Below are 25,105 nucleotides of genomic sequence, written 5' to 3'. Positions count from 1 at the left end.
ACTTCTTCGTGTGGCCGTGCAAGCCTGTTGGTGGGGTAAGCTCGGCGTCGGATCATCGATCTGCCGTAGGAAGGAAGGAGCCATGCCGATGCGTCTGACCTCGATGTTGCGGAGCCTCGGCCTGCTGGCCGCGCTGGGGCTCGCCGCCCCGGCAAGCGCGCAGGACGTGGAACTGGAGCTGGTGCTGCTCGCCGATGCTTCCGGGTCCATCGACCGTTCCGAAACCCAGTTCCAGCGCGAGGGCTATGCCGCCGCGATGACCTCCGACGCGGTGCTCGACGCGATCTCCAAGACCGCCTACGGGGTGATCGCGGTGACCTACGTCGAATGGGCCAGCGCCGGGGAGGAGGACGTGGTCGTGCCCTGGATGCTGGTCGACGGCCCGGAAAGCGCGGCGAGCTTCGCCGAGGCGCTTCTGGCGCCGCCGCGCCGCGCCTTCGGGCGCAACGCCATCGGCTCGGCGCTGCTGACCGGGATGGCCCTGATCCAGAACAACGAATACGAGGGCTGGCGCAAGGTGATCGACTTCTCGGGCGACAGCGCCAACAGCTGGAACGGCCCGCCGGTCGATGCCGCCCGCGCCGAGGTGCTGGCCGCGGGCATCACCATCAACGGGCTGGCGATCCTCTGCCGCAGCTGCAACGGCCGTCCGGCCAGCAGCGACCTGGAGCGCCAGTACCGCGAGCGGATCATCGGTGGCCCGGGCGCCTTCGTCGTGACTGCCGAAAGCCGCGACACCTTCGCCATGGCGGTGCGCCGAAAGCTGATCCTGGAGATCGGCGGGATCCATGGCGGGACGACCTTTGCCGGGGACATTCCCCGCTAGCGGGCGGAGGCTCCCGGCCGCGCGCGCGCCGCCAGCCGCCGCCTGCGGCGGCCGGGCCCTGCGCAGGCGGATGTGCGTCCATGGCGCTGACAATCTGCCGGTTGCCATCGGCGCGGAGGCAGGGAGAGGCACTGACAGTTGCGGCGCCCGATGTCCGCGGAGACGGGTTGCGCGCGGGCAGTTAGTCTCCGGCCCTTCCTGCCCGGTTGCCGGGACCGCGTTTCTCCGCGCGGGGCGGAAACTCCGGATGGCGGTCCTGCGGATTGCGGTGTCCCCGGTTGCCCGGGCGGAGGAGCGGCAGCTGCCCGACACCGACTTTCCGTCGTCCGAGGCGTTCCGGAGGTCTTGCACACGACCTTCCCGGTCGGCCCGGAGCGGGCTGCGGTCCTTCTGCCAGTCCTTCGTTCGGCATGCAGCCCGTCCTCCGCTGCCAAGGTCCCATTCCGGGCACCTGGCGGGCTGCCAGCTGTCTCGTTTCGCGGGATCGCGGGGACACGCCCCGGTGCCGCTCCGCTTGCCATGGCCGTCATCTGCCGCCCCGTGCTGCTGCGCGAGGCGCCGGAGATGCGGGACCCGCTGCCATATGCTGCCAGGGTGACTGCAACGGTCTTTCGGAAGCCGGAGCATCGGGGAGGGCCGGAGGAGCTGCCCGGGCCCGGGAGCGAATTGGGGTGACTGACGCGGGGCGGCCCGCTCGGAGCCGGTCATGGCAAAGGCGCGCGAGGTCTTCTGGGCGTGGAGCGGCGTCTGGTGCGATGCTCCGGCGCGCCGCGGACCGGGCCGGTTGGGGCAGGTTCCGTCCGGTGGAGCGCGGCGTCCGGCCAGCGGTCTGCTCTCCCGGAAAGGGACTCGATCGCGGCAGCCCCTGTGTCCCGGCGGCCGGGCGGGGGCGGCGATCCATGCTCCGGGAAGGCGCCGCTCCGTCCGCCCTGCCGGGGCGGCCGGGATGGCATGGCCGGGACCTTTGCCGGCCATGCCCGAGGTTCAGCCAGCAGCGGCCGGTTCCGATCCGCCGGGCAATCGCCTGCCGCAATGGGGCCAGGTGCCGCCGCAGTCCGGCGCGGCGGTGAGTCGGCCGGCGGTGCCCCGGAGGGGGCGGCTTGCATGCCGCGCTGCGGCAGGCGAGAAGGGCGGCAGGCCGGGGGATGTTCCGGTCCCAGCCGAAGGACCGCCCATGCCCAATCTCCAATATGTCCTCGTCATGCTCGCCGCGGGGATCGGCGTGCCGGTGCTGGCGGCGCTGAATGCCCAGCTGGGGCAGCGGCTGGGGTCGCCGGCCGCCGCCTGCGCCGTGCTGTTCGTGGTGGGCTTCGCCGTTGCCGCCGCCGTGACGCTGGCAACTGGGCCGGGCGCGCTGCGCCGCCTCGCCGCGCAGCCGCCCTACCTGTTTCTCGGCGGCACGCTGGTCGCCTTCTACATCCTGTCGGTGACCTATATTGCCCCGGCCTTCGGGCTGGGCAACGCGATCCTCTGCGTGCTGTTCGGCCAGATCCTCTCGGCGGCGCTGATCGACCATTTCGGCCTGTTCGGTGCGGTGCCGAAGCCGCTGGGGCTGCAGCGCGCGGGCGGGCTGGCGGTGATGGCCGCCGGGCTGGTTCTGGCGCTCAGGGCCTGAGGTCAGACCAGCCGCGGCGCCTCGGTGACGCGGCCCTGGTCGAGCCGGATCACCCGGTCCATCCGCGCCGCCAGCTCCGGGTTGTGGGTGGCGATCAGTGCCGCGCTGTCGCTGTCGCGCACCACGCGCATCATCACCTCGAAGACCTGGTCGGCGGTCTCGGGATCGAGATTGCCGGTCGGCTCGTCGGCCAGGAGCAGGCTCGGCCGGTTGGCCAGCGCGCGCGCCAGCGCGACGCGCTGCTGCTCGCCGCCCGAAAGCTGCGAGGGGCGGTGGTCCTTGCGGTGGGACAGCCCGACCTCGGCCAGCAGCGCCCCGGCGCGGATCAGCGCGTCGCCGCGCGAGCGGCTCTCGGCCATCTGCGGCAGGGCGACGTTCTCGGCCGCGGTGAATTCAGGCAGCAGGTGGTGGAACTGGTAGACGAAGCCGATCTCTGAGCGCCGCGCGGCGGTGCGCTGCCGTTCGCTGCGGCCGTTCATGGCGACCCAGCCGAGCCAGACCTCGCCCGCATCGGGCCGGTCGAGCAGCCCGGCAATGTGCAGCAGCGTCGATTTTCCTGCCCCGGACGGCGCCATCAGGGCCACCATCTCGCCCGCATTCACGGTCAGCGAGGCCTCGTTCAGAACCTGCACCTCGCGCGGCGTGCCGGGGGCGTAGATGCGGGAGACGTTCTCGAGCTTGAGGACCTGGTCATTCATAGCGCAGCGCATCCACCGGGTTCATCCGCGCCGCGCGGCGGGCGGGAAAGATCGTGACGACGAAGGACATGCCCAGCGACAGCGCCACGGCCGAGAGCACGTCCCCGGCCTGCAGCTTGGCGGGCAGGTAGTAGATGCCGCGGATCGACGGGTCCCAGACGCCGCCGCCGGACAGCGCGTTCACCGCGGCGAAGATCGGGTCGATGTAGATCGCGAAGAGGCAGCCGAGCGCCACCCCCGCCAGCGTGCCGGCGATGCCGGTGAAGGCGCCGCAGAGGAAGAAGATCCGCAGGATGGCGCCCTCGGTCAGCCCGAGCGTGCGCAGGATGCCGATGTCGCGGCCCTTGTTCTTCACCAGCATGATCAGCCCCGAGACGATGTTCATCGTGGCGATCAGCACCAGCACCGAGAGGATCACGAACATCACGTTGTCCTCGACGGTCAGGGCGCGCAGGAAGGCGCCGGAGGCCTCGCGCCAGGTGTAGAGCACCTCGTTCTCGCCGAGCTGGTCCCAGAGGTCCGGCAGGATGCGGTCGATGTTCTCGGGATCGGCGACCATGACCTCGATCCGGTCGGCCACGCCCTCGCGGTTGAAATAGCCCTGCGCCTCGGCGAAGGGCATGTAGACCCGCACCTGGTCGATGTCGTAGCGCCCGGCCGAGAAGATGTAGGCGACGTCGAAGGTGCCGACGCGCGGCGAGGTGCCGAAGGGGGTCCTGGCGCCCTCGGGCGAGATCAGCTTGATCCGGTCGCCCACCGTCGCGCCGAGGCTGCGCGCGACGCCCGAGCCGATGGCGATGCCCTGGTCGAACTTGTCCAGGTCGCCATAGCCGGTCCCGGGGTCGATGATGCGCGGCAGGCTGTCGAGATCGTGGCGGGCGATGCCGGTGACCTGGACGCCGGCGTTGCGGCCCTCGAAGCTGGCGATCACCTGTCCGGTCACCACCGGCGCGGCCGAGACCACGCCGGGCACGCCGCGCAGCTTCTCCGAGATCGCGCCGTAATCCTTCAGCGTGTCGTCGCCCTTGCCGTTCTCGTCGTACTCGGTGACGCCGTAGACGGTGACATGCGGGTTGGCGCCCAGGATCGTGTCGACGAATTCGGCGCGGAAGCCCGCGCGCACGGCCAGGGTGGCGATCAGGGCGAAGACCGCCAGGGTGATGCCGACCAGGCTGATCCAGGTCATCACGCTGACCCCGCCCTCGGCACGTTTGGCGCGCAGGTAGCGCCATGCGATCATCCGCTCATGGGCGGAAAACGGGACTGTCATGCTGTGTCGGGGCTCCGGCGGTTCACGGGCGGAACCTGTGTCATGGACTGCGGGAGGTCAAGCCGCGGGGGCGAGGTGCCGCGGGGCACCGGCGGCGCTCAGCCGGCCGGGCAGCCCATGGTCTCGGCGGCGCCGTTGCGGCCCAGCACGGTGATCCGCAGCTTGGAGCGGTCGAGCGCGAAGGGCGCGGCCTCCGGCGGCACGAGGTCGGCGGTGGCGGTCAGGCTGTTGCCCCGGCGGGAGACTTCCGGCTCGGAAACCCAGATCTCGCCGCTGTCGCCCAGTTCCATCACCGCGATCTCCGCGCCGCCCTGCGGCGGCAGCGCCAGCGAGGCGGTGACCCGCAGCCCGTCCTTGATCGGCGCGACCTTGCAGCTGGCCGAGGAAATGCGGCTGCGGTCCGGCTGTTCGGCCATCGCGCGGCGGATCGCATCGGGGGCGGCGAGGTTGCTGTCGAAATAGGCCTGGTTCACGGCGACGCAGATGTCGCGGCAGAGCCCCAGCTCGGCCGTGCCCGCGACGGTCACGGGCTTGGACGCATCGGCCGGGAACAGCTCCACCGGCAGCACGATCTCGCCGGAATAGCCCAGCGTGCGCTGGCCGAAGGTCTCGAAGATCTCGGGTCGGGGCCAGTGCAGCCGCACCGCCTTGAGGTTCTTCGACGCGCTCCAGTCGAAGCGCGGCGGCACGCCGACATCGCCGGGGCTGCGCCAGTAGGTCTTCCAGCCGTCGGCCACCTGGATGCGCAGCCCTGCCATCACCGTGCCGTCGGGCGTGACCCAGCCGTCGACCACGTCGACATGGACGAGGTCGTTGTGGTCCGCCGCGGCGGGAAGGGCAGCAGCGAGCGAGGCGCAGAACGCAAGGCAGAATCGGGCAAGGGCAGCTTTCATGGGAGGCCTGATTAACAGAATCCGCACCATAGCGAACTCACATTCCGGTTAGGGTTGTGTCACCTGTGGCGCCGTCGCACTTGATGAAACGGCCAAGCGCTGCCACTTTGGATGCATGGATGATCCCGAAGACTTCGATCTCAGCGGCAAGGTGCTTATCGCCATGCCCGGCATGGGCGATCCCCGTTTCGAGAAAACGGTGATCTTCCTCTGCGCCCATTCCCCGGACGGGGCGATGGGACTGATCTTCAACAAGCCCGCGTCCGACGTGAGCTTCTCCGAGCTGCTGGAGCGGCTGGAGATCACGCCGGTGGCGGGAGCGGCGTCCCCGGCGATCTTCGTCGGCGGACCGGTGGAACATGCGCGCGGCTTCGTGCTGCATACCGCCGATTATTCGGCGGAGAACACGACGCTGAAGGTGGACGACCATTTCGGCATGACCGCGACGGTCGACGTGCTGGAGGACATCGCCCGCGGTTTCGGTCCGAACTCGGCGCTGCTGGCGCTCGGCTATTCGGGCTGGGGGCCGGGGCAGCTGGAGGACGAGATCGCCGAGAACGGCTGGCTGGTCTGCGACGCGGATGACGCGCTGGTCTTCGGCACCGATCCCGAAAGCAAGTGGCAGGCGGCCCTGTCGCGCCTGGGCGTCGATCCCTTCACGCTGTCTGCGGATGCGGGCCACGCGTGACGCCGATCGACATGACCTTGACGGCCGCGCGGGTGCTGACCCCCGCCGGGCCGGAAGAGACGCCGCTCGCCATCGCGGGCGGCGTTGTCGTCGACGCGCCGGCGGGGCGCGAGGTGGCGCTGTCGGGCTGCACGGTGCTTCCGGGGATCGTCGACCTGCATGGCGACGGGTTCGAGCGGCATCTGGCGCCGCGGCGCGGCCTGGTGTCCGACCTGGCCCGCGGTCTCTCGGCGCTGGATGCCGAGCTGGCGGCGAGCGGGATCACGACGGCAGTGCTGGCGCAGTTCTGGTCCTGGGAAGGCGGCATGCGCAGCCCGGATTTCGCGCGGAAGCTGGCGGCGTCGCTGGCAGAGGCACGGCCGCATCTCCTGACCGACATGGTGATCCAGCTGCGGCTGGAAACGCATCTCGTCGGCCAGTTCGCCGAGGTGGCGGAGTTCGTCGAGCGCCACGGCATCGGCTATGTCGTCTACAACGACCACCTGCCGCACGAGGCGCTGAGGAAGGGTCGCAACCCGCCGAGGCTGACCGGCCAGGCGCTGAAGAGCGGGCGCAGCCCCGAGGCGCATCTTGCGCTCATCCGCGAGCTGGCGGCGCGCGGCCCGGAGGTGCCGGGCGCGCTGGCCGAGCTGTCGCAGCGCTTCGCCGCGATGGGCGTGCAGCTTGGCAGCCATGACGATCCGGACCCGGAGCGGCGCGCCATGATGCGGGGCCTGGGCGTGCGGATTTCCGAATTCCCCGAGACGATGGAGGCGGCCCGCGCTGCGCGGGACGCAGGCGATGCGGTGATCCTCGGCGCGCCGAACGTCGTGCGCGGCGGCTCCCATGCCGGCAAGATGGATGCCCGCGCGGCGGTGGCCGAGGGTTTCTGCGACGCGCTGGTCTCGGACTACCACTACCCGGCGCCTGCCGCCGCTGCGGCGGCGCTCGATCCGGCGGGCGGCGGGGCAGGGGCATGGGACCTGCTGTCGGCGGGACCGGCGCGGATCATGGGCTGGACCGACCGCGGCATCCTCGCGCCGGGGCAGCGGGCCGACCTGGCGATTCTGGGCCCCTCCGGCCAGATCGAGGCCGCCATCGCGGCCGGGCGCATCGCCTTTGCCCGCGGCGCCGTGGCCCAGGCGCTTTTCGGCTGAGATCCCCGGGCCGGTTCCGGCTTTTACTTGCCGATTGCGCCGCATTGCCCGCCTGAAATTCGGGCGGGGGCGGAATTCCGTGGCGTTGCCTTGCCGAAAAGCGCTTGCATCGCATTTTCAACGTATATCGGATGCAGGGATGCTTCGGCGGGCCGGAAGAGCCCGCCAGGCTGACAGGGATTATCAGGGAGATACCCATGACGCTCAACACGGTGCTGCGCCTGACCGCCGCCACGCTTGTCCTCGGTGCGGGCCTGCCGGCCTTTGCCGCCGATCCGCAGGAGGGCGAGACGCTGGCCGAAAGCCAGACCTTCACCTACCGCCTGCTCGACGAGGTGCCGACGCTCGACCCCCAGCTGAACGAGGACGTCTCGGGCTCGAACGTGCAGCGCGACCTGTTCGAGGGGCTGATGAACCAGGATGCCCAGGGCAACCTGGTGCCCGGGGTGGCCACGGGCTACACCGCGACCGACGGGAACAAGACCTATGTCTTCACCCTGCGCGAGGAGGCGAAATGGTCGAACGGCGATCCGGTGACGGCACAGGACTTCGTCTATGCCTGGCGCCGCGCGATCGACCCGGCGACCGCCTCGCCCTATGCCTGGTTCGTCGAGATGACGACGATGACCAACGCCTCGAAGATCCTGGCGGGCGAGCTGCCGCCCGAGGAGCTGGGCGTCGAAGCGGTGGACGACCACACGCTGAAGGTCACGCTGGAGGAGTCGATCCCGTATTTCGCGGCGATGACCACGACCTCGACGCTGTTCCCTGCGCCGCAGGCGACCATCGAGAAATTCGGCAGCGAATGGACCCGTCCGGGCAACATGGTCTCGAATGGCGCCTATGTGCTCAGCGAGCACGTTCCGAACGAGTACCACAAGCGGATCAAGAACGATCAGTACTGGGATGCCGGCAACGTCCACATCACCGAAGTGACCGGCCTGGTGATCAATGACGTGAACCAGGCGCTGACCCGCTACCTCGCGGGCGAGCTGGACATGATCGAGCCGCTTCCCGCAGGCCAGTTCCCGGAGCTGAAGGAGAAGTATCCGGACCAGGCGACCTCCGTGCCGCGGCTCTGCAACTACTACTACACCTTCAACATGACCGACAGCGCCAACCCCGCGCTGAAGGACGTGCGGGTGCGCGAGGCGATGAGCTATGCCATCGACCGCGACGTGATCGTCAATGCCGTGCTCAAGGGCGGGCAGTCCCCGGCCTACATCTTCACGCCGCCCTTCACCGCCGGCTTCGAGGCGGAGGAACCCGCCTACCAGGCGATGACCCAGAAGGAGCGCGACGCCGAGGCGGTCCGGCTGATCGAGGAGGCGGGCTACGGCAAGGACCACCCGCTGACGCTGCGGCTGATCTACAACACGGACGAGAACCACAAGAAGATCGCCACGGTCATGGCGCAGATGTGGAAGCAGAAGCTCGGCATCGACGTGACCATGCAGAATTTCGAGTGGAAGACCTTCCTCGAGATCCGCAAGCAGCAGGATTTCGACGTCGCCCGCGGCGCCTGGTGCGGCGACTACAACGAGGCCTCGACCTTCCTTCAGCTGATGGTGTCGGACAACTCGCAGAATGACGGCCGCTTCGCCAATGACGAGGTGGACGCGCTGATGATGGAGTCGAAGACCATGGCGGATCCGAACCCGAACTACGCCAAGGTCGAGGAAATCCTCGAGCAAGAGGTGCCGGTGATCCCGGTCTACCACTATGCCAACGTGTTCATGCTGAACGCGGCCATCAAGGGCTGGCCCTACGAGAACGTGGAGAACAACTGGTACTCCAAGGACTTCTACAAGGTCGCCGAATAAACGCCACGGGCCCCGCCCTGCGGGGCCCCAGCTCCGGAAAGCTCCATGATTTCCTACATTCTCAGGCGGCTGCTCGTCGCCGTTCCGACGATTCTTGTCCTGATCGTCCTGTCCTTCCTGATGATGCACTATGCGCCCGGCGGTCCCTGGACCTCGGAACGCGCCTTCCCGCAGGCGGTGATCGACGCGCTGAATGCCAAGTACGGGCTCGACAAGCCGCTGGTCAGCCAGATCGCCAGCTACACCTGGAACATCGTCGCGCATTTCGATTTCGGCCCCTCGCTCTACTACAAGGACCGCTCGGTTGCCGACCTGATCGCCCAGGGCTTTCCCGTGACGCTGACCTACGGGTTCTGGTCCTTCGTGGTCGCCGTGGCGGTCGGCGGCTCGCTCGGGGTCGCGGCGGCGGTCTGGCACAACAGCTGGCTCGACTACCTCGCCGTGGGCATCTCCATCGGCGCGCAGGTGCTGCCGAACTTCGTGATGGCGCCGATCCTGGTGCTGGTCTTCACGCTCTGGCTCGGCTGGCTGCCGGGCGGCGGCTGGCAGGGCGGGGCGTTTCCCTATGTCGTCATGCCGGTGATCGCGCTGTCGACCAGCTTCATGGCCTCGATCGCGCGGATCACCCGCAGTTCCATGCTGGAGGTGCTGAACGCGGGCTTCATCCGCACCGCGCGGGCCAAGGGCCTGCCGATGCGGCGGATCGTGCTGCGCCATGCGCTGAAGCCCGCGCTGCTGCCGGTGATCTCCTATCTCGGCCCGGCCTTCGTCGGCATGATCACCGGCTCCGTGGTGATCGACATCTATTTCTCCACCGGCGGGATCGGCCAGTATTTCGTCAATTCGGCGCTGAACCGCGACTACTTCGTCATCATGGGCGTGACGATCCTGACCGGTGCGCTGACCGTCCTGTTCAACCTCGTGGTCGACATCCTCTACGCGTGGATCGACCCGAAGATCCGCTATTGAGGAGGCAGCCATGGCAGTCCTGATCGGACGCGCGCGGGCGCGCTCCATGCCGGCGGGGCGGTCGCTCTGGAGCGACGCGCGCCACCGCTTCTTCAAGAACCGCGCCGCGGTGGCGAGCCTCGTCATCCTCGCGCTCGTGGCCGGTTTCGCCGCTTTTGGCGGGCTGGTCGCGCAATGGTCGAACGAGGATATCGACTGGGCGGTGCTGGGCGACGTGGCGACGATGGGCCGGCCCTCGCTGTCATCGGGCCACTGGTTCGGCACCGACGAGCTCGGCCGCGACCTCTTTGCCCGGGTGGTGCAGGGGACGCAGGTCAGCCTGATGGTCGGCATCGTCGGCGCGCTCATCTCGGTGATCGTCGGCACCGTCTACGGCGCCATCGCGGGATATTTCGGCGGGCGGCTCGACAGCGCCATGATGCGCATCGTCGATATCCTGATGTCGATCCCCTACATGTTCGTGCTGATCCTGCTGCTGGTCATCTTCGGCCGCTCGGTCTTCATGCTGTTCGTCGGCATCGGGCTGATCAGCTGGCTCGACATGGCGCGGATCGCCCGCGGCCAGACCCTGACGATCAAGCACCGCGAATATGTCGAGGCGGCGCTGGCCATCGGCGTCGGTCCCTTCACGATCATCCGCCGCCACATCATCCCGAACCTGCTGGGCGTCGTCATCGTCTATGCGACGCTGCTGGTGCCGAACATGATCATCTACGAAAGCTTCATCAGCTTCCTCGGCTTGGGCGTGCAGGAGCCGCTGACCAGCTGGGGCGCGCTGATCTCGGACGGGGCCTCCACCATGCAATACGGCACGCTCTGGCAGCTTGCCTTCCCGCTCTTCTTCTTCGTCGTGACGCTCTTCGCCTTCTTCTTCATCGGCGACGGGCTGCGCGACGCCCTCGATCCCAAGGACCGCTGAATGCTGCTTTCCGTGAAAGACCTGCGGGTGCGCTTCGACACCCAGGACGGCGCGGTCTCGGCCGTCAACGGCGTCAGCTTCGGCCTTGCCGAGGGCGAGACGCTGGCCATCGTCGGCGAGAGCGGTTCGGGGAAGAGCCAGACCGCCTTCGCCTGTCTCGGCCTCCTGGCGCGGAACGGCCGCGCGGGCGGGTCGGTGACATGGGACGGGCGCGAGATCCTGAACATCCCCGAGCGCGAGCTGAACCGCATCCGCGCGCGCGAGATCGCGGTGATCTTCCAGGACCCGATGACCTCGCTCAACCCCTACATGACCGTGGGCGCGCAGATGGCCGAGGTGCTGCAGCTGCATCAGGGCGCCTCGAAGCGCGCGGCGCTGGCAGAGGCGGCGCGGATGCTCGACGCGGTGCGCATCCCCGAGGCCAGGGCGCGGCTGTCGCAGTACCCGCACGAAATGTCGGGCGGCATGCGGCAGCGGGTGATGATCGCCATGGCGCTGCTCTGCCGTCCGCGGCTGCTGATCGCCGACGAACCGACCACGGCGCTGGACGTCACCGTGCAGGCGCAGATCATGGCGCTGCTGGCCGATATCCGCGCCGAATTCGGCACCGCGCTGATCCTGATCACCCATGACCTCGGCATCGTCGCGGGCGCGGCCGAGCGGATGCTGGTCATGTATGGCGGCCAGGTGATGGAGCAGGGCACCACCGAAGCCGTCTTCGCCCGGCCGCTGCATCCCTATACCGAAGGACTTCTGGCCGCCGTGCCGCGGCTCGACCGGGTGGAGGCGGAGCTGCGCGCCATTCCGGGCGATCCGCCCAACATGGCCGATCTCGGTCCGGGCTGTCCCTTCGCGCCGCGCTGCGCCCGGGCCATGGACATCTGCCGCAGCACGATGCCGCCGCTGGAAGGGCGGGACCGGCTGCGCGCCTGCCACCTGTCCGAGGAGGTCTTCGCATGACCGGGTCTCTGCTGCGCGTCCGCGACCTCTCGGTCGCCTTTCCCGTCAAGGGCGGCGGGCTCTTCCCGTGGCGCGGCAAGCGGATGCTGCGCGCGGTGCAGGGGGCGGGGTTCGACCTTGCCGCCGGAAAGACGCTGGGCATCGTCGGCGAAAGCGGCTCGGGCAAGTCGACGCTGGCCCGCGCGATCCTCGGGCTGGTGCCGCGCGCCGGGGGCGAGGTGCTGTGGGACGGCAAGCCCCTGGGCGAGGAGCAGCGCCCCGAGGTCCAGATGATCTTCCAGGATCCGCTGGCAGCGCTGAATCCGCGCATGACGGTGGGCGAGATCATTGCCGAGCCGCTGCTGACCCACCGGCCGGAGATGCGCAAGGCCGAGCGCACCGAGAAGGTGGTCGCGCTGATGGAGCGCGTCGGGCTGCGGGCCGAGCTGCGCAACCGCTATCCGCACGAGTTCTCCGGCGGGCAATGCCAGAGGATCGGCATCGCCCGGGCGCTGATCTCGGGGCCGCGGCTGGTGCTCTGCGACGAGCCGGTCTCGGCTCTGGATGTCTCGGTGCAGGCTCAGGTGGTGAACCTGCTCAAGGAGCTGCAGGCCGAGATGGGGCTGTCGCTGATCTTCATCGCCCATGACCTGTCGGTCGTGCGGCACATCTCGGACGAGATCATGGTGATGTATCTGGGCCGGGTGATGGAGCGCGCGCCCGCCGCCGCGCTGGTGGAACGCCCGATGCATCCCTACACGCGGGCGCTGATCGCTTCGGCGCCGATCCCCGATCCGGTGGTGGAGAAGGCGCGGCCCCGCGCGGTGCTGGAGGGCGAGCTGCCCTCGCCGATGTCGCCGCCCTCGGGCTGCGTGTTCCGGACCCGCTGTCCGCTGGCGCAGCCGTCCTGTGCCGGGGACGTGCCGGCGCTGGAGCGGATCGGGCCGGACCGGCGGCTGGCCTGTCCGGTGGTGGAGCGGCAGGCGGAGGCTCCGCCTGCCTTCGGCGTCACGGGCGGTTGAACGCCGCCCGCATCGCGGTCACGTCGCCCTGCAGCACGCCGTGATGGCTGCCGGGCTCGGTTTCGACGGTGACGTCGGCGCCGAGCCCGGCCAGCACTCCGGCCGAGCGGCGGACCCGCGCCATCGGTATATGCGGGTCCGCCTCGTGGTTCGAGATCCGGACGGGCAGGCCGGTCAGGTCGCTTCCGTAGTCGAACAGCTTGTCCGCATTGCCGTAGAGCTCCGGCAGGGGCGGGCCGCCGGCATCGGCCGTGCCGACCAGCCCGCCCGAGCAGGCGAAGACCCCGGCGAAGCCGCCGCCGCGGCGGGCGGCGTATTCCAGCGCGAGGCAGGCCCCCTGGCTGAACCCGGCGATGCCGATCCGCTCCTTCGGCAGTCCGCCCTCCGTCAGCGCGGCAACCGCGGCATCGACCGCGTCCAGCGCCGCGGGAAGGCAGGGCCCGATATTCGCCTGCGGCGCCAGGAAAGACGTGGGCCACCAGGAATTGCCTTCGGCTTCGGGCGCGGCGAGGGCGAGGCCAGGCAGGCCCAGCCCTTCGCCGAGGGGCAGGATCGAGGCGGCCGAGGCCCAGCGGCCATGGATCAGCACCAGCCCGTGCGACGCACGGGCCGGGCTTGCGCCGCCGAAGGTGAGCGGCTTCATGCGCCCACCCGGATCTCGGGCAGGATGCGCTCGATCTGCGCGCGGCGGCCTTCGTATTGCGGCGGCAGCTTCAGGCCCTTGCCGAGATCGGCCAGCGTCTCGTCGCGGGTGAAGCCGGGCGGGTCGGTGGCGATCTCGAACAGCACGCCGCCCGGGGACCGGAAGTAGATCGCGTTGAAATACTGCCGGTCGATCACGGGCGTCACCTGCATGCCCGCCGCCAGCAGGCGGTCGCGCCATTCCAGCTGGTCGGCATCGTCATGGGCGCGGAAGGCGACATGGTGGATCGTGCCCTTGCCCTGCCGGGCGATGTGGTCGGGCGTCTTGCGCAGCAGGTCGACATGGGGCGCGTCGCCCTCCGTCGCCAGCCGCAGCCGTTCCGTGCCGTCCGCAGATTCATGCCCGGCTTCCCCGTAGCCCATCACGTCGACCAGCAGGTCGCGCGTCGGGCCGATGTCGTCGAGCCAGAGCGTGACGCCGTGGAACAGCCCCGGATGGTCCGGCGCCGCGGCATCCTCGGCCACTTCCACCGGCGCCCCGTCGGGGTCGCGCAGGGTGATGACGCGGGAACCGAAGCGTTCCACCGGCCCGTCGAAATCGATGGCGTGCTCGGCCCAATGGACCATCCAGTCGTCGAAGGCCTTCGGGTTCAGCTTGTAGGCATAGGCCGAGGCCATCCCCGGCCCGGCATGGCCCGGACCCGCATCCGCGAAGGGGAAGAAGGTCAGGATCGAGCCGGGATCGGCAGTCTCCGTCCCGTAATAGAGGTGGTAGGTATCGGGCGCGTCGAAATTCACCGTCTTCTTCACCAGCCGCTGGTCCATGACCTTGGTGAAGAAGTCGACATTCTCCTGCGGTGCGCCGGAGATCGCGGTGACATGGTGCAGGCCCTTGATCCGGTCTTCCATCGGGTCCTCCTGTGCTTGGGTTGACGCTCACATAAGGGCGGGGAGGGCTCAAGTCCTCCCGCAGGGGCGCACAGGCGCCCTGCCGGAACCCGCGGAATGCCGCGGTTCCCCGCATCCGCGGGCCATGCCGCGCCGGACCGGCGGTCTGACGCAAGGTTGCGATGGACAGGAAATGGAAACGATCTTACCCAGCGGCATCGACTCAATTCCCTTAACAAGTTCCCCATTGTGCACGGCTTCGCGACGTGCCGGGGCAAGAGAACCTCCCGTGACCCTGCTTTCCCACCGCCTCGCTCTCGCCGCCGCGCTTGCCGCCGGCATTCCTGCCATCGCATCGGCCGCCTCGCTGGATGCGCTGGGCCTCCTGCAATCCTTCAACGTCATCGCGCTGGACGATGCCGACATGTCCGCCGTGAACCACGTCGAGGGCACCGTCTATGTCGGCGGCGACCTGACCTCCGGCACCTTCATCGCCAACCAGGACAACCTGCCCGAAGCCGCCGCGGGCAGCGTCACCGGCGGGCTGATCGTCGGCGGCGATCTCAATGCGCATGTCAATTCCGGCGGCAACGGCGCCATCCAGGTCGGCGGCAGCCTCAACGGCAGCTCCGACGTCCCGGTCAACACCGGCGTGACCGGCATCCCGGTCTCCGAGATGGCGGACACCTTCACGTCGCTCGCCGCCGGCCTGTCGCAGCTCTCCGGCACGGACGGCGCGGCGTTCGACACGACGATGAACTTCAAGTCCTTCTCCTCGGGGGCGGGAACGGACGGGATCGCGGTGCTGAATCTCGGCTATGACGACGCGCTGGCGATGTTCACCGGCGCGGGCCAGATCAGCTTCGACATCGACGCCTCGGTGACCGCCTTCATCATCAACGTGGCCGGCGCGGATTTCGGCTCGGACTGGTCGACCACCGTCTGGGCGCAGGTCAACAGCAACGTCTCCAACGTGCTGTTCAACTTCTACGAGGCCGACACCCTGACCTTCGGCTCGACCTGGAACGCCTCGGTGCTGGCGCCCGGCGCGCTGCTTGCCTCGGCGCCGGGCGGGATGAACGGAACGGTCGTGGCCGAGGATCTGGTCCTCAAGGGCGAGATCCGGACCTATGGCGACAGCTACGTCTATGCCGGCACTCTGCCGGAGCCGGCCGCTGCAGCCGTGCCGCTGCCGGCAGCGCTGCCGCTGTCGCTGGCGGGACTCTGCGCCCTCGGCCTGGTCGCCCGGCGCCGCCGCTCCGCCTGAGGCGGGACCGATCCGTCCGGCATTGCGACGGCCGGGCCGCGGGGCCCGGCCGTTTTCCGTCCAAACCTCTCCGAGCGGCACTTGCGCCCTGAGCAGCCTTGACTATAACGCAGGCGATTTGCCCACTCCTGAGTCAGAGGCCGAAAACCCATGCCCAAACGCACCGACATCTCCTCCATCCTGATCATCGGTGCCGGACCCATCGTCATCGGGCAGGCCTGCGAGTTCGACTATTCCGGTGCACAGGCCTGCAAGGCGCTGCGCGAGGAAGGTTACCGGGTCATCCTGGTCAACTCGAACCCGGCCACCATCATGACCGATCCGGGCCTGGCCGACGCCACCTATATCGAGCCGATCACCCCCGAAGTCGTCGCCAAGATCATCGAGAAGGAACGTCCCGACGCGCTCCTGCCGACCATGGGCGGGCAGACCGGGCTCAACACCTCGCTCAAGCTCGAGGAAATGGGCGTCCTGGAAAAGTTCGGCGTCGAGATGATCGGCGCCAAGCGCGACGCCATCGAGATGGCAGAGGACCGCGCGCTGTTCCGCGAGGCGATGGACCGGATCGGGCTGGAAAATCCCAAGGCGGACATCGTCACCGCGCCGAAGCGCGAGGACGGAACCCGCGACATCGCGGCCGGCCTGAAGATCGCGATGGACTCGCTGGAGCATATCGGCCTGCCGGCGATCATCCGCCCCGCCTTCACGCTGGGCGGCACCGGCGGCGGCGTCGCCTATAACCGCGACGACTACGAATACTACTGCCGCACCGGCATGGAGGCCTCGCCGGTCGGCCAGATCCTCGTCGACGAAAGCCTGCTGGGCTGGAAGGAATACGAGATGGAGGTCGTCCGCGACAAGGCGGACAACGCGATCATCGTGTGCTCGATCGAGAACGTCGACCCGATGGGCGTCCATACCGGCGACTCGATCACCGTCGCCCCGGCGCTGACCCTGACCGACAAGGAATACCAGGTCATGCGCGCCGCCTCGATTGCGGTGCTGCGCGAGATCGGCGTGGAAACCGGCGGCTCCAACGTGCAATGGGCGGTGAACCCCGAGGACGGCCGCATGGTCGTCATCGAGATGAACCCGCGGGTGTCGCGCTCCTCGGCGCTGGCCTCGAAGGCCACCGGCTTCCCGATCGCGAAGATCGCGGCGAAGCTGGCCGTCGGCTACACGCTCGACGAGCTCGACAACGACATCACCAAGGTCACGCCCGCCTCCTTCGAGCCGACCATCGACTATGTCGTCACCAAGATCCCGCGCTTTGCCTTCGAGAAGTTCCCCGGCTCGAAGCCCGAGCTGACCACCGCGATGAAGTCCGTGGGCGAGGCGATGGCCATCGGCCGGACCTTCCACGAATCCGTGCAGAAGGCGCTGGCGTCGCTCGAAACCGGCCTGACCGGCTTCGACGAGATCGAGATCCCCGGCGCGCCCGACAAGGTCGCCGTGACCAAGGCGCTGACCGCCAAGACCCCCGACCGGATGCGCGTCATCGCCCAGGCGATGCGCCACGGCCTTTCGGATGACGAGATCCAGGCGGTCACCGCTTTCGATCCGTGGTTCCTGGCCCGCATCCGCGAGATCGTCGACACCGAGGACCAGGTCCGCCGCGACGGCCTGCCGGTCACCGAGGAAGGCCTGCGCCACCTCAAGATGATGGGCTTCACCGATGCCCGCCTCGCCAAGCTGACGGGCCGCGACGAGGACAACATCCGCCGCGCGCGCCTCAACCTCGGCGTCACCGCCGTGTTCAAGCGCATCGACACCTGCGCCGCCGAATTCGAGGCGCAGACGCCCTACATGTACTCCACCTACGAATACCCGGTGATGGGCGAGGTGGAATGCGAGGCGCGGCCCTCCGAGCGCAAGAAGGTCGTCATCCTCGGCGGCGGTCCGAACCGGATCGGCCAGGGGATCGAGTTCGACTACTGCTGCTGCCATGCCTGCTTCTCGCTGTCCGGACAGGGCTACGAGACGATCATGATCAACTGCAACCCCGAGACCGTCTCGACCGACTACGACACCTCGGACCGTCTGTATTTCGAGCCGCTGACCTTCGAGCACGTCATGGAGATCCTGGCGACCGAGCAGAAGGCCGGCACGCTGCACGGCGTTATCGTCCAGTTCGGCGGGCAGACGCCGCTGAAGCTGGCCAACGCGCTGGAGGCCGCGGGCATCCCGATCCTCGGCACCACGCCGGATGCGATCGACCTTGCCGAGGACCGCGAGCGGTTCCAGGCGCTGGTCAACCGTCTCGGCCTGAAGCAGCCGAACAACGCCATCGCCTCCACGGACGCGCAGGCGATTGCCGCGGCGCTGAAGATCGGCTTCCCGCTGGTGATCCGCCCGTCCTACGTGCTGGGCGGCCGCGCCATGGAAATCGTCCGCGACCAGGCGCAGCTGGAGCGCTACATCGCCGAGGCGGTGGTCGTCTCCGGCGACAGCCCGGTGCTGCTCGACAGCTACCTCTCGGGCGCGCAGGAGGTCGATGTCGACGCGATTTCCGACGGCACCGACGTGCATATCGCCGGGATCATGCAGCATATCGAGGAAGCCGGCGTCCATTCGGGCGACAGCGCCTGCTCGCTGCCGCCGCATTCGCTGAGCCCCGAGATCATCGCCGTGATGGAGGAGCAGGCCCGCGCGCTGGCGCTGGCGCTGAACGTCCGCGGCCTGATGAACATCCAGTTCGCGATCAAGGACAACGAGGTCTACCTGATCGAGGTGAACCCGCGCGCCTCGCGCACCGTGCCCTTCGTCGCCAAGGCCGTGACCTCGCCGATCGCTGCGATCGCCGCACGCGTGATGGCGGGCGAGGACCTGAAGAGCTTCGAGGGCGTCGAGGGCGGTCTGGCCAGCTACCAGACCGGCCGCTTCGCGGTGAAGGAGGCGGTGATGCCCTTCGCGCGCTTCCCTGGCGTCGACACGCTGCTCGGCCCGGAAATGCGCTCCACCGGCGAGGTGATGGGCTCGGACGAGGACTTCCCGATGGCGTATCTGAAGGCGCTGCTGGGGGCGGGCACGACGCTGCCGTCTTCGGGGACGGTGTTCCTGTCGATCAAGAACGACGACAAGACCCCGGTCCTGGCGGAGACCGCGCAGGTCCTGACCGAGATCGGCTTCAAGATCGTCGCCACCCGCGGCACGGCTGCCTTCCTGTCGGAGCATGGCGTGGAGTCCGAGGTGGTGAACAAGGTCTACGAAGGCCGCCCGAACATCGTGGACGTGCTGAAGGACGGCGGCATCGCGATCCTGATGAACACGACCGAGGGCAACCAGTCGATCGAGGACAGCCGCGAGATGCGCAACGTCGCCCTGATGAACCGCATTCCGTATTTCACCACGCTTGCGGCATCCCACGCCGCGGCATTGGCGATGAAGTCGCGGCTGAGCCACGATGTCGGGGTGAAAGCACTGCAGGAAGCCTGATTCGAAGGGGAATTGGCGCCCATGCATTAAGCTGGGCGCCAATTCTCCGTGCAGCTTCGGCGATTCAAAATTGGCGGCGGCCCATTTCGGGTTTGCTGCCATTTTCATGTATTGGGAACTAATTATTCAGCGCAAACTTTGTTTTGAGAATCTGCTTGAAATCAATTGAAAAAACAATTGCGGCATGTTTCCGAAGAAACCTTTCAAGAGAGCTTACACGATTGTAAATATCCCGGCATTTGACAGGGATTGGGCAGCTACCTACCCTATTCATATTACGAGTGGAGTGCCGGGAAATGAAATGTCCCCATTGCGAAACGCGAACCAACATTCTTAAATCCCGTCAGGGTATATTTAAGAATTTGTATCTTTGTTTGGATTGCAATCGCCAGTTTAACCGGAAGACTTTCATCGGCTCTTTTTTTTCGATCGTCATCGCCATTCTTTCCCTGGGCCAGGCCGGAAAGCTGGCGAGGAAGGCAAGAGCGCGCTGACTGGACATCCGTCCCGCGCCGCGGCAGCTGTCCTGCGGCGGCACGGGACATGTGCTATCCGGCCTGGCGCAAGTCCGCCGACCGCTCTTCCTCGGGCGCATGCAGATAGTCCCGTGTCAGCGGCACGGCTCTCTGGTCCTTTGCCAGCTGGAACTGGAACACCGCCTGGCGCCCGTGGCGGAAGGTCATCTCGCATGCGACGAGATAGAAGCGCCACATCCGGAAGAAGGTCTCGCCGAACATCTCTTCGATCTCCGCCCGGTGCGCCTGCACCCGAAGGTCCCAGTGGCGCAGGGTTTCGGCATAGTGCAGCCGCAGGATCTCGATATCGCATGCATAGAGGCCGGAATGCTCGATATGCGGCACCGTTTCCGACAGCGACGGCACGTGCCCGCCGGGGAAGATCCGCTTGCTGATCCAGGGCGAAACCGGCACCGGCTCGCCGGTGCGGCCGATCGTGTGGATCAGCGCCACGCCGTCCGGGGCCAGCTTGTCGAACACCTGCGCGAAATACTCGCCGTATTGCGGGATGCCGACATGCTCGAACATGCCGACGGAGACGATGCGGTCGAACGTCTCGTCCACCTGGCGGTAGTCGCGCAGCACGATCTTCACCCGGTCCTCGAGGCCTGCCGCCCTGACGCGTTCGCAGGCCAGCCGGTGCTGGTCCTCCGACAGCGTCACGCCTGTCACGCGGGCGCCGAATTCCTGCGCCAGCGTGATCGCCATGCCGCCCCAGCCGCAGCCGATGTCCAGAACCGACATGCCCGGCTCCAGCCGCAGTTTCCGCGCGATGTGGCGCTTCTTCTGCAGCTGCGCCTGTTCCAGCGTGTCGGCGGCATGCTCGAAGTAAGCGCAGGAATACTGCATGTCCTTGTCGAGGAAGAGCCGGTAGAAATCGTTCGACAGGTCGTAATGGTGCGCGACATTCGATTTCGCGCGGGTGATCGAGGTGATCTGGCCGAGGCGGCTCATCAGCTTCTCGGGGCGCAGCGCATGGGGCCGGCGGCCGTTGCCGTTCATGTTCTTCAGCGCCAGCGCCAGGAGACCGCCGATATCGTCGTTCTCCACCGTCAGGCTGCCTTCGGTATAGCTGTCGCCGAGGGCCATCTCGGGGTCGGTCACGAATTGCCGGAGCCGCCTGGGATCGCTGAGCGTCGCGCGGACGGGTGCCACGTCCTTCTGTCCGTAATGGATGGTGCTGCCGCAGGGGAGGGTCACTTCGAGAGCGCCTTCGACAACAAGGCTGCGCAATAGCCGGTCAAAGAGTTTCTGCCACATCGTCACATTCACTTTTACCTGGTGGTCTCAAAGCGAGACAGGGCCTCAGGGACAATGAATGCTGGGTCGGTGCGGCCTGTCTCGAAATGGTTAACGGCAAAAGGTTAACGCGGGTTCCGGCCGATGGGAGTCACAACGGCGTGAAATAAGGCATGTGCCGGATTTCTACCACATCGTGGCGGCGGCACGCTCCGGCCAGGAGCGGTCGTAGCCGTCGCCGCCGGTTTCGCCCGCGCTCATTGCCGCGAGGATCTGCCCCGGCGTGGGCAATGCGGGGCGGTCCTGCGGGACCTCCCAGAGGCGCGAGCGGATCAGCGCCCGGGCGCATTGGAAATAGACCTCTTCCACCCGGATCACCGCGACGGTGCGGGGCTGCTTCCCGGCGGTCTCGAAATCCGCGCGCAGCCCGGCATCGGCGGTCAGCCGCGCCCGGCCGTTGATGCGGATGACGTTTGTCTCGCCCGGGACCATCAGCATCAGGGACACCCGGCCGTCGCGCAGGATGTTGCGCAGGCTGTCGATCCGGTCGTTGCCGCGCCAGTCGGGCAGGGCGAGCGTCCGGTCGTCCAGGATCCGCACCACCGGTCCTTGGTCGCCGCGCGGCGAGCCGTCGGTGCCCTCCGGTCCGACCGTGGTCAGGACGCAGAAGCGCGACGCCTCCAGCCAGGGAAGGTATTCCGGCGTGATCCGGTCGGCGACCTTCACCGTCGACGGCGCCTGCGGCGTTCCGTAATGGGCGTGCAGCTCGTCCTCGGTCTCGATCCAGTCCATCAGCTGTCCCTCCTGAAGCCGGCCTCGGCCATCAGCGCGTCGCTGGCCGTCTCGATCTCGCCGCGCAGGCGGTCCATGAAGGCATGCAGGTCCATTCCCGGCGCGATCGGATCGAGGAACTCGACGACGGCGAGGCCCGGCTTGCGGTAGATGCCGGTGCGCGGCCAGAAGACGCCGACATTGGTCGCGGCGGGCACGCAGGTCTGGCCGAGCTGCTTGTAGAGCGCGGCGGAGCCCACCTTGTAGGGCAGGTCCGTCCCCGGCGCGACCCGGGTGCCCTGCGGATAGATGATCAGCTGCCCCGGTCCGGCGCCGTGGGACGACACGTCCTTCAGCATCTTCGCCACGGCGGCGCCGCGCTTGCCGCGGTCGACCGGGACGCAGCCGATCCGGACGGCGAACCAGCCCAGCACGGGCGCGCGGAGGAGTTCGCGCTTCATGATGAAGCGCGGCTTCGGCAGGACCGAGCACAGCAGGATGATGTCGAAGAAGCTCTGGTGCTTGGAAGCGATCAGAACTTCGCCCTGCGGCACCGGCCCGCGTATTTCCGAGCGCAGTCCGACCATCCAGCGGGCGCTCCAGCGCACCCAGTTGCAATAGGTGTGGATGCCCTTGGAGGCGCCGCGACGGTCGATGGCGGCCCAGGGTGCGAAGAAGAGGCCCAGAAGGGCCATGACGAGGTACATCTGGCCGACGAAGAGAAGCGAGCGCAGCCAGCGCCAGGCATGGGCCATCAGGGGCGTCCTTTCAGCATCCGGAGCGCGCTCCGGCGGGTGGTGATCCAGGCCACGAGCGCGGCAAAGAGCGGGACCGGCACGAGGAGTGCCCAAGCCAGGCCTCCGGGGCGCAGCGCGGGCAGTCCGGCGGTGCCGGCTGCCGGGAAAGTGGCAAGGATCGCGGCGGCAAGCAAGCTGCCGCCGGCCGCGCCGAGGAAGGCGCGCAGGGTGATGCGCCGCACGAAAGCGCGGGCGATCCAGGTGTCGCGGGCGCCGACCAGCCGCAGCACGTCGATCACCTGCGCATTGGCCGACAGCGCGGCACGGGCGGCCAGCGCGGTGACGGCGGCCAGCGTGGCAGCGATCAGCGCCAGCGCCGCCAGCGTGACGCCGGTCATCCTTCCCTGCGCCCTTGCCAGCGGCGCGCGCCAGCGGTCGTGGTCGTCGAGCCGCGCGGCGGGGACTTCGCCTGCCAGCCGCAGATCCAGCGCGCGGGCGTCGAAGCCGCCGCCTTCGGTCGCGACCTCGATCAGCCGCGGCAGCGGCAGGCTGTCGAGCGGCAGGTCCTTGCCGAACCACGGTTCCAGCAGCGCCTGCTGCTCCAGATCCGGGATCACCCGGGCCGAGGCGATGCCGGGAGTGGTGCGCAGAACCTCCAGCGCGGTTTCGGTATCGGCGTCGCGCGCCTCGCCCAAGGAGGTTATGCGCACCGTGGCAGTGTCTGCCAGGTCGGTGCGCCAGCTGTCGCCCAGCCGGAACAGCATCGCGGCCAGCGCGATTGCGAAGACCGCGAGGAAGGCCATGGCGGCGGTGCCGAGGCCGACGAGCCGTCCGGTGCTGCCTGCGGGCGGAACCACCCGGCCTGCGCCGGGATCGCCGCGGAGAAAGTCGAGGATGGTCACAATGCGGCTCCCGCCTGGGTCAGCTGCCCGTCCTTCAGCCGCAGCACGCGGGCATTGACCAGCGGCTTGGCCGCGCGGATCAGCGCGAGGTCATGGGTGGCCATCAGCACCGGAGTGCCCAGACGGTTGAGCTCGATCAGCAGCGTCAGCAGCTTCAGCGACATCTCCCAGTCCAGATTGCCGGTCGGCTCGTCGGCCAGCACCAGCTCGGGCGCGGTCAGCAGCGCGCGGGCAAGCGCCGCCCGCTGGCGTTCCCCGCCCGAAAGGGTCGGCGGCAGCGCGGCCCTGTGCCCCGCCAGCCCCACCCAGGTCATCAGGTCGTCGGCCTGGGCGCGCAGCTCGGCATCGAGCCGGCCGCGCACCGTGAAGGGCAGCAGCACGTTCTCCTCGAGCGGCAGATGGTCCAGGAACTGCGTGTCCTGGTAGACGATGCCCATGCGCCGCCGCGCGCTGGCGCGGGCGTCGCTGGTCATTTCCGAGAGCGGACGGCCAAACAGCCGCACCTCCCCCTTCGCCGGGGCCATCGCCCCCGCGCATAGCCTGAGTAGCGTTGTCTTGCCTGCGCCGGAAGGTCCTGTAAGGAAAAAGAAATCTCCGGGCTGCAAGGAGAGGGTGACATCGCTGAGCACCACGCGCCCGCCGAAAGCCACCGTCACCTGTGAGAGGTCGATCACTCGTACTGCCCCTTTGGTTGCGGCCCCCTTCTTGCCTCAGAGGCCGGGGCATGGCAACGGGCAACGCTTGGCGCTCCGGCGCGAAATTGCTAGAGGTGAGGGGATGTCGGAAGGAGTGCACGCAAAGGTGATCCGGATCGTCTGCCCATCCTGCCAGGCGGCCTACGAGGTGCCGCAGGCAGCGATCTCGGCCGGAGGGCGGGATGTCCAGTGTTCGGCCTGCGGGCACAACTGGTTCCAGCTCTGGCTGCCCGGTCCGGCTGCGCCCGAGTCTCCTGCCGCGGCATCCGGGACGGCGGACAAGTCGGCTGCCCCGCGGGCCTCTGAGCGCCCCCCCGAGGCAGCCGGCGCCGAGACCGGATGGGGATTCGCCGAAGGCCCGCAGGCGCCGCTGGAAGGCGGCCCGCCGCTGCCCTCGGTGCTGGCTGGGCGCGCCCGCCGCGCCGTGCCGCCGCGCCCGCCCGCTGCCGGAATGCAGCCGCCTGCCGCGCCGCCGCTGGAAGAGGAGCCGGAGCTCGATCTGCCGTTTCCGCCGCGCCGGAAACTCGATCCCGGCGTGCTGGCGGTGCTGAAGGAAGAGGCCGAGACCGAGGCGCGGGCACGCCGCCGCGATGCGGGCATGCCGCTGGAAAGCCAGGACGAGCTGCCGCTGGCGCCGCGTCCGCGGCGCAGCCCCGGCGAGGTGCGCGACCGTCTGGCGCGGCTGCAGCAGGCCGAGCGCAGCAGCGGCGAGTCCGCGATGCGCTGGCGTCCGAGCGGCGAAAATCCCGGCAACGAGCCCGATCCCGAGGCGGAGGCGCCGCTGGATCCGCCGCAGGGCGGATTCCGGCCGATGCCGCCGCTGTCGGACAACGAACCCGCGCCGGATCTGAGCAGCCTGCTGTCGGACCGGGCGGGCATGGCGCCGTCCCCGCCGCCGGAGCGGCCGGCCCAGGTGCCGGTGCCGCGGGAAATCCGCAGCGGCCTGCCGGTGGCGGCGCGGTCGCGCGCGCTCGCCCAGGTCGAGGCGGCGGAGGTCCGGCGCGGCTTCCGCATCGGTTTCCTCACGCCGGTGGCGGCGGCGCTGATCCTGCTGGCCGCCTATCTGGCGGCGCCCGCGCTGTCGCGGCACCTGCCGGTCGCGGCGCCCGCGCTGGAGCGGGTCATTGCCGGCGGCGATGCGGTGCAGGAACGGCTGGCCCGCGGCATTCTGGGGATGTTCGGCCAGGACGGGCGCGCGGATGGCTCCTGACCGGGC

Annotated in this window: 23 protein-coding genes; 12 read left to right on the top strand and 11 right to left on the bottom strand. The window is 68.6% G+C overall.

Annotated elements, in window-relative coordinates:
• The first annotated feature begins 82 nt into the window (after positions 1 to 82).
• Positions 83 to 826, top strand: coding sequence for a DUF1194 domain-containing protein (locus tag HCC78_RS01010; protein WP_253948977.1), 744 nt, complete (start codon positions 83 to 85; stop codon positions 824 to 826).
• 1,174 nt (positions 827 to 2,000) lie between these two features.
• Positions 2,001 to 2,441 (top strand): DMT family transporter, encoded by a 441-nt coding sequence (locus HCC78_RS01005; protein ID WP_172326861.1) that lies wholly within the window; start codon positions 2,001 to 2,003, stop codon positions 2,439 to 2,441.
• Between the two features lie 2 nt (positions 2,442 to 2,443).
• On the opposite strand, the gene HCC78_RS01000 is transcribed toward HCC78_RS01005, so the two are convergent.
• The 3 genes from HCC78_RS01000 to HCC78_RS00990 form a co-directional block, all read right to left on the bottom strand.
• Positions 2,444 to 3,139, bottom strand: a complete 696-nt coding sequence (locus tag HCC78_RS01000) for an ABC transporter ATP-binding protein (protein WP_172326860.1) — start codon at positions 3,137 to 3,139, stop codon at positions 2,444 to 2,446.
• Positions 3,132 to 4,409, bottom strand: coding sequence for a lipoprotein-releasing ABC transporter permease subunit (locus tag HCC78_RS00995; protein ID WP_172326859.1), 1,278 nt, complete (start codon positions 4,407 to 4,409; stop codon positions 3,132 to 3,134). The genes HCC78_RS01000 and HCC78_RS00995 overlap by 8 nt, the downstream gene beginning before the upstream one ends.
• 98 nt (positions 4,410 to 4,507) lie before the next feature.
• Positions 4,508 to 5,302 (bottom strand): protein-disulfide reductase DsbD domain-containing protein, encoded by a 795-nt coding sequence (locus HCC78_RS00990; RefSeq protein WP_172326858.1) that lies wholly within the window; start codon positions 5,300 to 5,302, stop codon positions 4,508 to 4,510.
• Between the two features lie 115 nt (positions 5,303 to 5,417).
• On the opposite strand from HCC78_RS00990, the gene HCC78_RS00985 reads away from it, so the two are divergent.
• The 7 genes from HCC78_RS00985 (at position 5,418) to HCC78_RS00955 (ending at position 12,798) form a co-directional block, all read left to right on the top strand.
• A complete protein-coding gene (locus HCC78_RS00985) occupies positions 5,418 to 5,990 on the top strand; it encodes a YqgE/AlgH family protein (RefSeq protein WP_172326857.1) in 573 nt (190 codons plus the stop codon).
• The gene (locus HCC78_RS00980; protein ID WP_371743753.1) at positions 5,987 to 7,126 is read left to right on the top strand and encodes an alpha-D-ribose 1-methylphosphonate 5-triphosphate diphosphatase; all 1,140 of its coding nucleotides are present in this window, start codon (positions 5,987 to 5,989) and stop codon (positions 7,124 to 7,126) included. Before HCC78_RS00985 ends, HCC78_RS00980 begins: the two co-directional genes overlap by 4 nt.
• A gap of 197 nt (positions 7,127 to 7,323) precedes the next feature.
• Complete coding sequence (locus tag HCC78_RS00975; RefSeq protein WP_172326856.1) at positions 7,324 to 8,949, top strand: peptide ABC transporter substrate-binding protein; 1,626 nt, start codon at positions 7,324 to 7,326, stop codon at positions 8,947 to 8,949.
• A gap of 45 nt (positions 8,950 to 8,994) precedes the next feature.
• Complete coding sequence (oppB, locus tag HCC78_RS00970) at positions 8,995 to 9,918, top strand: oligopeptide ABC transporter permease OppB (protein ID WP_172326855.1); 924 nt, start codon at positions 8,995 to 8,997, stop codon at positions 9,916 to 9,918.
• Between the two features lie 10 nt (positions 9,919 to 9,928).
• A complete protein-coding gene (locus HCC78_RS00965; protein WP_172326854.1) occupies positions 9,929 to 10,837 on the top strand; it encodes an ABC transporter permease subunit in 909 nt (302 codons plus the stop codon).
• On the top strand, positions 10,838 to 11,797 hold the full coding sequence (locus tag HCC78_RS00960; protein ID WP_172326853.1) for an oligopeptide/dipeptide ABC transporter ATP-binding protein: 960 nt from the start codon (positions 10,838 to 10,840) through the stop codon (positions 11,795 to 11,797). It abuts the gene before it with no gap.
• The gene (locus tag HCC78_RS00955) at positions 11,794 to 12,798 is read left to right on the top strand and encodes an ABC transporter ATP-binding protein (protein WP_172326852.1); all 1,005 of its coding nucleotides are present in this window, start codon (positions 11,794 to 11,796) and stop codon (positions 12,796 to 12,798) included. Before HCC78_RS00960 ends, HCC78_RS00955 begins: the two co-directional genes overlap by 4 nt.
• On the opposite strand, the gene HCC78_RS00950 is transcribed toward HCC78_RS00955, so the two are convergent.
• On the bottom strand, positions 12,785 to 13,441 hold the full coding sequence (locus tag HCC78_RS00950) for an alpha/beta hydrolase (RefSeq protein ID WP_172326851.1): 657 nt from the start codon (positions 13,439 to 13,441) through the stop codon (positions 12,785 to 12,787). The two genes, HCC78_RS00955 and HCC78_RS00950, sit on opposite strands and share 14 nt — an antisense overlap.
• Positions 13,438 to 14,349 carry a ring-cleaving dioxygenase gene (locus HCC78_RS00945; RefSeq protein WP_172326850.1) on the bottom strand — a complete coding sequence of 304 codons (912 nt, stop codon included), beginning with the start codon at positions 14,347 to 14,349 and terminating at the stop codon, positions 13,438 to 13,440. Before HCC78_RS00945 ends, HCC78_RS00950 begins: the two co-directional genes overlap by 4 nt.
• 268 nt (positions 14,350 to 14,617) lie before the next feature.
• Between HCC78_RS00945 and HCC78_RS00940 the strand changes: the two genes are divergently transcribed.
• Positions 14,618 to 15,595: a collagen-binding domain-containing protein gene (locus HCC78_RS00940; RefSeq protein WP_172326849.1), complete on the top strand. Its 978-nt coding sequence runs from the start codon at positions 14,618 to 14,620 to the stop codon at positions 15,593 to 15,595.
• Positions 15,596 to 15,745: 150 nt separating this feature from the next.
• Positions 15,746 to 19,030, top strand: coding sequence for a carbamoyl-phosphate synthase large subunit (gene carB, locus HCC78_RS00935; RefSeq protein WP_172326848.1), 3,285 nt, complete (start codon positions 15,746 to 15,748; stop codon positions 19,028 to 19,030).
• Between the two features lie 275 nt (positions 19,031 to 19,305).
• On the opposite strand, the gene HCC78_RS00930 is transcribed toward carB, so the two are convergent.
• The 6 genes from HCC78_RS00930 to HCC78_RS00905 all read right to left on the bottom strand — a co-directional run bounded on the left by HCC78_RS00930 (position 19,306) and on the right by HCC78_RS00905 (position 23,868).
• The gene (locus HCC78_RS00930) at positions 19,306 to 19,575 is read right to left on the bottom strand and encodes a hypothetical protein (RefSeq protein WP_172326847.1); all 270 of its coding nucleotides are present in this window, start codon (positions 19,573 to 19,575) and stop codon (positions 19,306 to 19,308) included.
• Positions 19,576 to 19,578: 3 nt separating this feature from the next.
• Positions 19,579 to 20,745 (bottom strand): class I SAM-dependent methyltransferase, encoded by a 1,167-nt coding sequence (locus tag HCC78_RS00925; protein ID WP_371743752.1) that lies wholly within the window; start codon positions 20,743 to 20,745, stop codon positions 19,579 to 19,581.
• Between the two features lie 225 nt (positions 20,746 to 20,970).
• The gene (locus tag HCC78_RS00920) at positions 20,971 to 21,576 is read right to left on the bottom strand and encodes a pyridoxamine 5'-phosphate oxidase family protein (RefSeq protein WP_172326845.1); all 606 of its coding nucleotides are present in this window, start codon (positions 21,574 to 21,576) and stop codon (positions 20,971 to 20,973) included.
• Positions 21,576 to 22,310 carry a 1-acyl-sn-glycerol-3-phosphate acyltransferase gene (locus tag HCC78_RS00915; RefSeq protein WP_172326844.1) on the bottom strand — a complete coding sequence of 245 codons (735 nt, stop codon included), beginning with the start codon at positions 22,308 to 22,310 and terminating at the stop codon, positions 21,576 to 21,578. The genes HCC78_RS00920 and HCC78_RS00915 overlap by 1 nt, the downstream gene beginning before the upstream one ends.
• Positions 22,310 to 23,194: a cell division protein FtsX gene (locus tag HCC78_RS00910; RefSeq protein ID WP_371743751.1), complete on the bottom strand. Its 885-nt coding sequence runs from the start codon at positions 23,192 to 23,194 to the stop codon at positions 22,310 to 22,312. The genes HCC78_RS00915 and HCC78_RS00910 overlap by 1 nt, the downstream gene beginning before the upstream one ends.
• Entirely contained in the window at positions 23,191 to 23,868 is a 678-nt protein-coding gene (locus HCC78_RS00905) for an ATP-binding cassette domain-containing protein (protein ID WP_172326843.1), read from the bottom strand. The genes HCC78_RS00910 and HCC78_RS00905 overlap by 4 nt, the downstream gene beginning before the upstream one ends.
• 103 nt (positions 23,869 to 23,971) lie before the next feature.
• Here HCC78_RS00905 and HCC78_RS00900 point away from each other — a divergent pair, with 103 nt between their 5' ends.
• Positions 23,972 to 25,099, top strand: a complete 1,128-nt coding sequence (locus HCC78_RS00900) for a zinc-ribbon domain-containing protein (RefSeq protein ID WP_216670980.1) — start codon at positions 23,972 to 23,974, stop codon at positions 25,097 to 25,099.
• Positions 25,100 to 25,105 lie beyond the last annotated feature (6 nt).

The sequence above is a fragment of the Mangrovicoccus sp. HB161399 genome, from assembly GCF_013184745.1.
Taxonomy (GTDB): domain Bacteria; phylum Pseudomonadota; class Alphaproteobacteria; order Rhodobacterales; family Rhodobacteraceae; genus Mangrovicoccus.
This window is presented reverse-complemented; position numbering and strand designations above follow the sequence as displayed.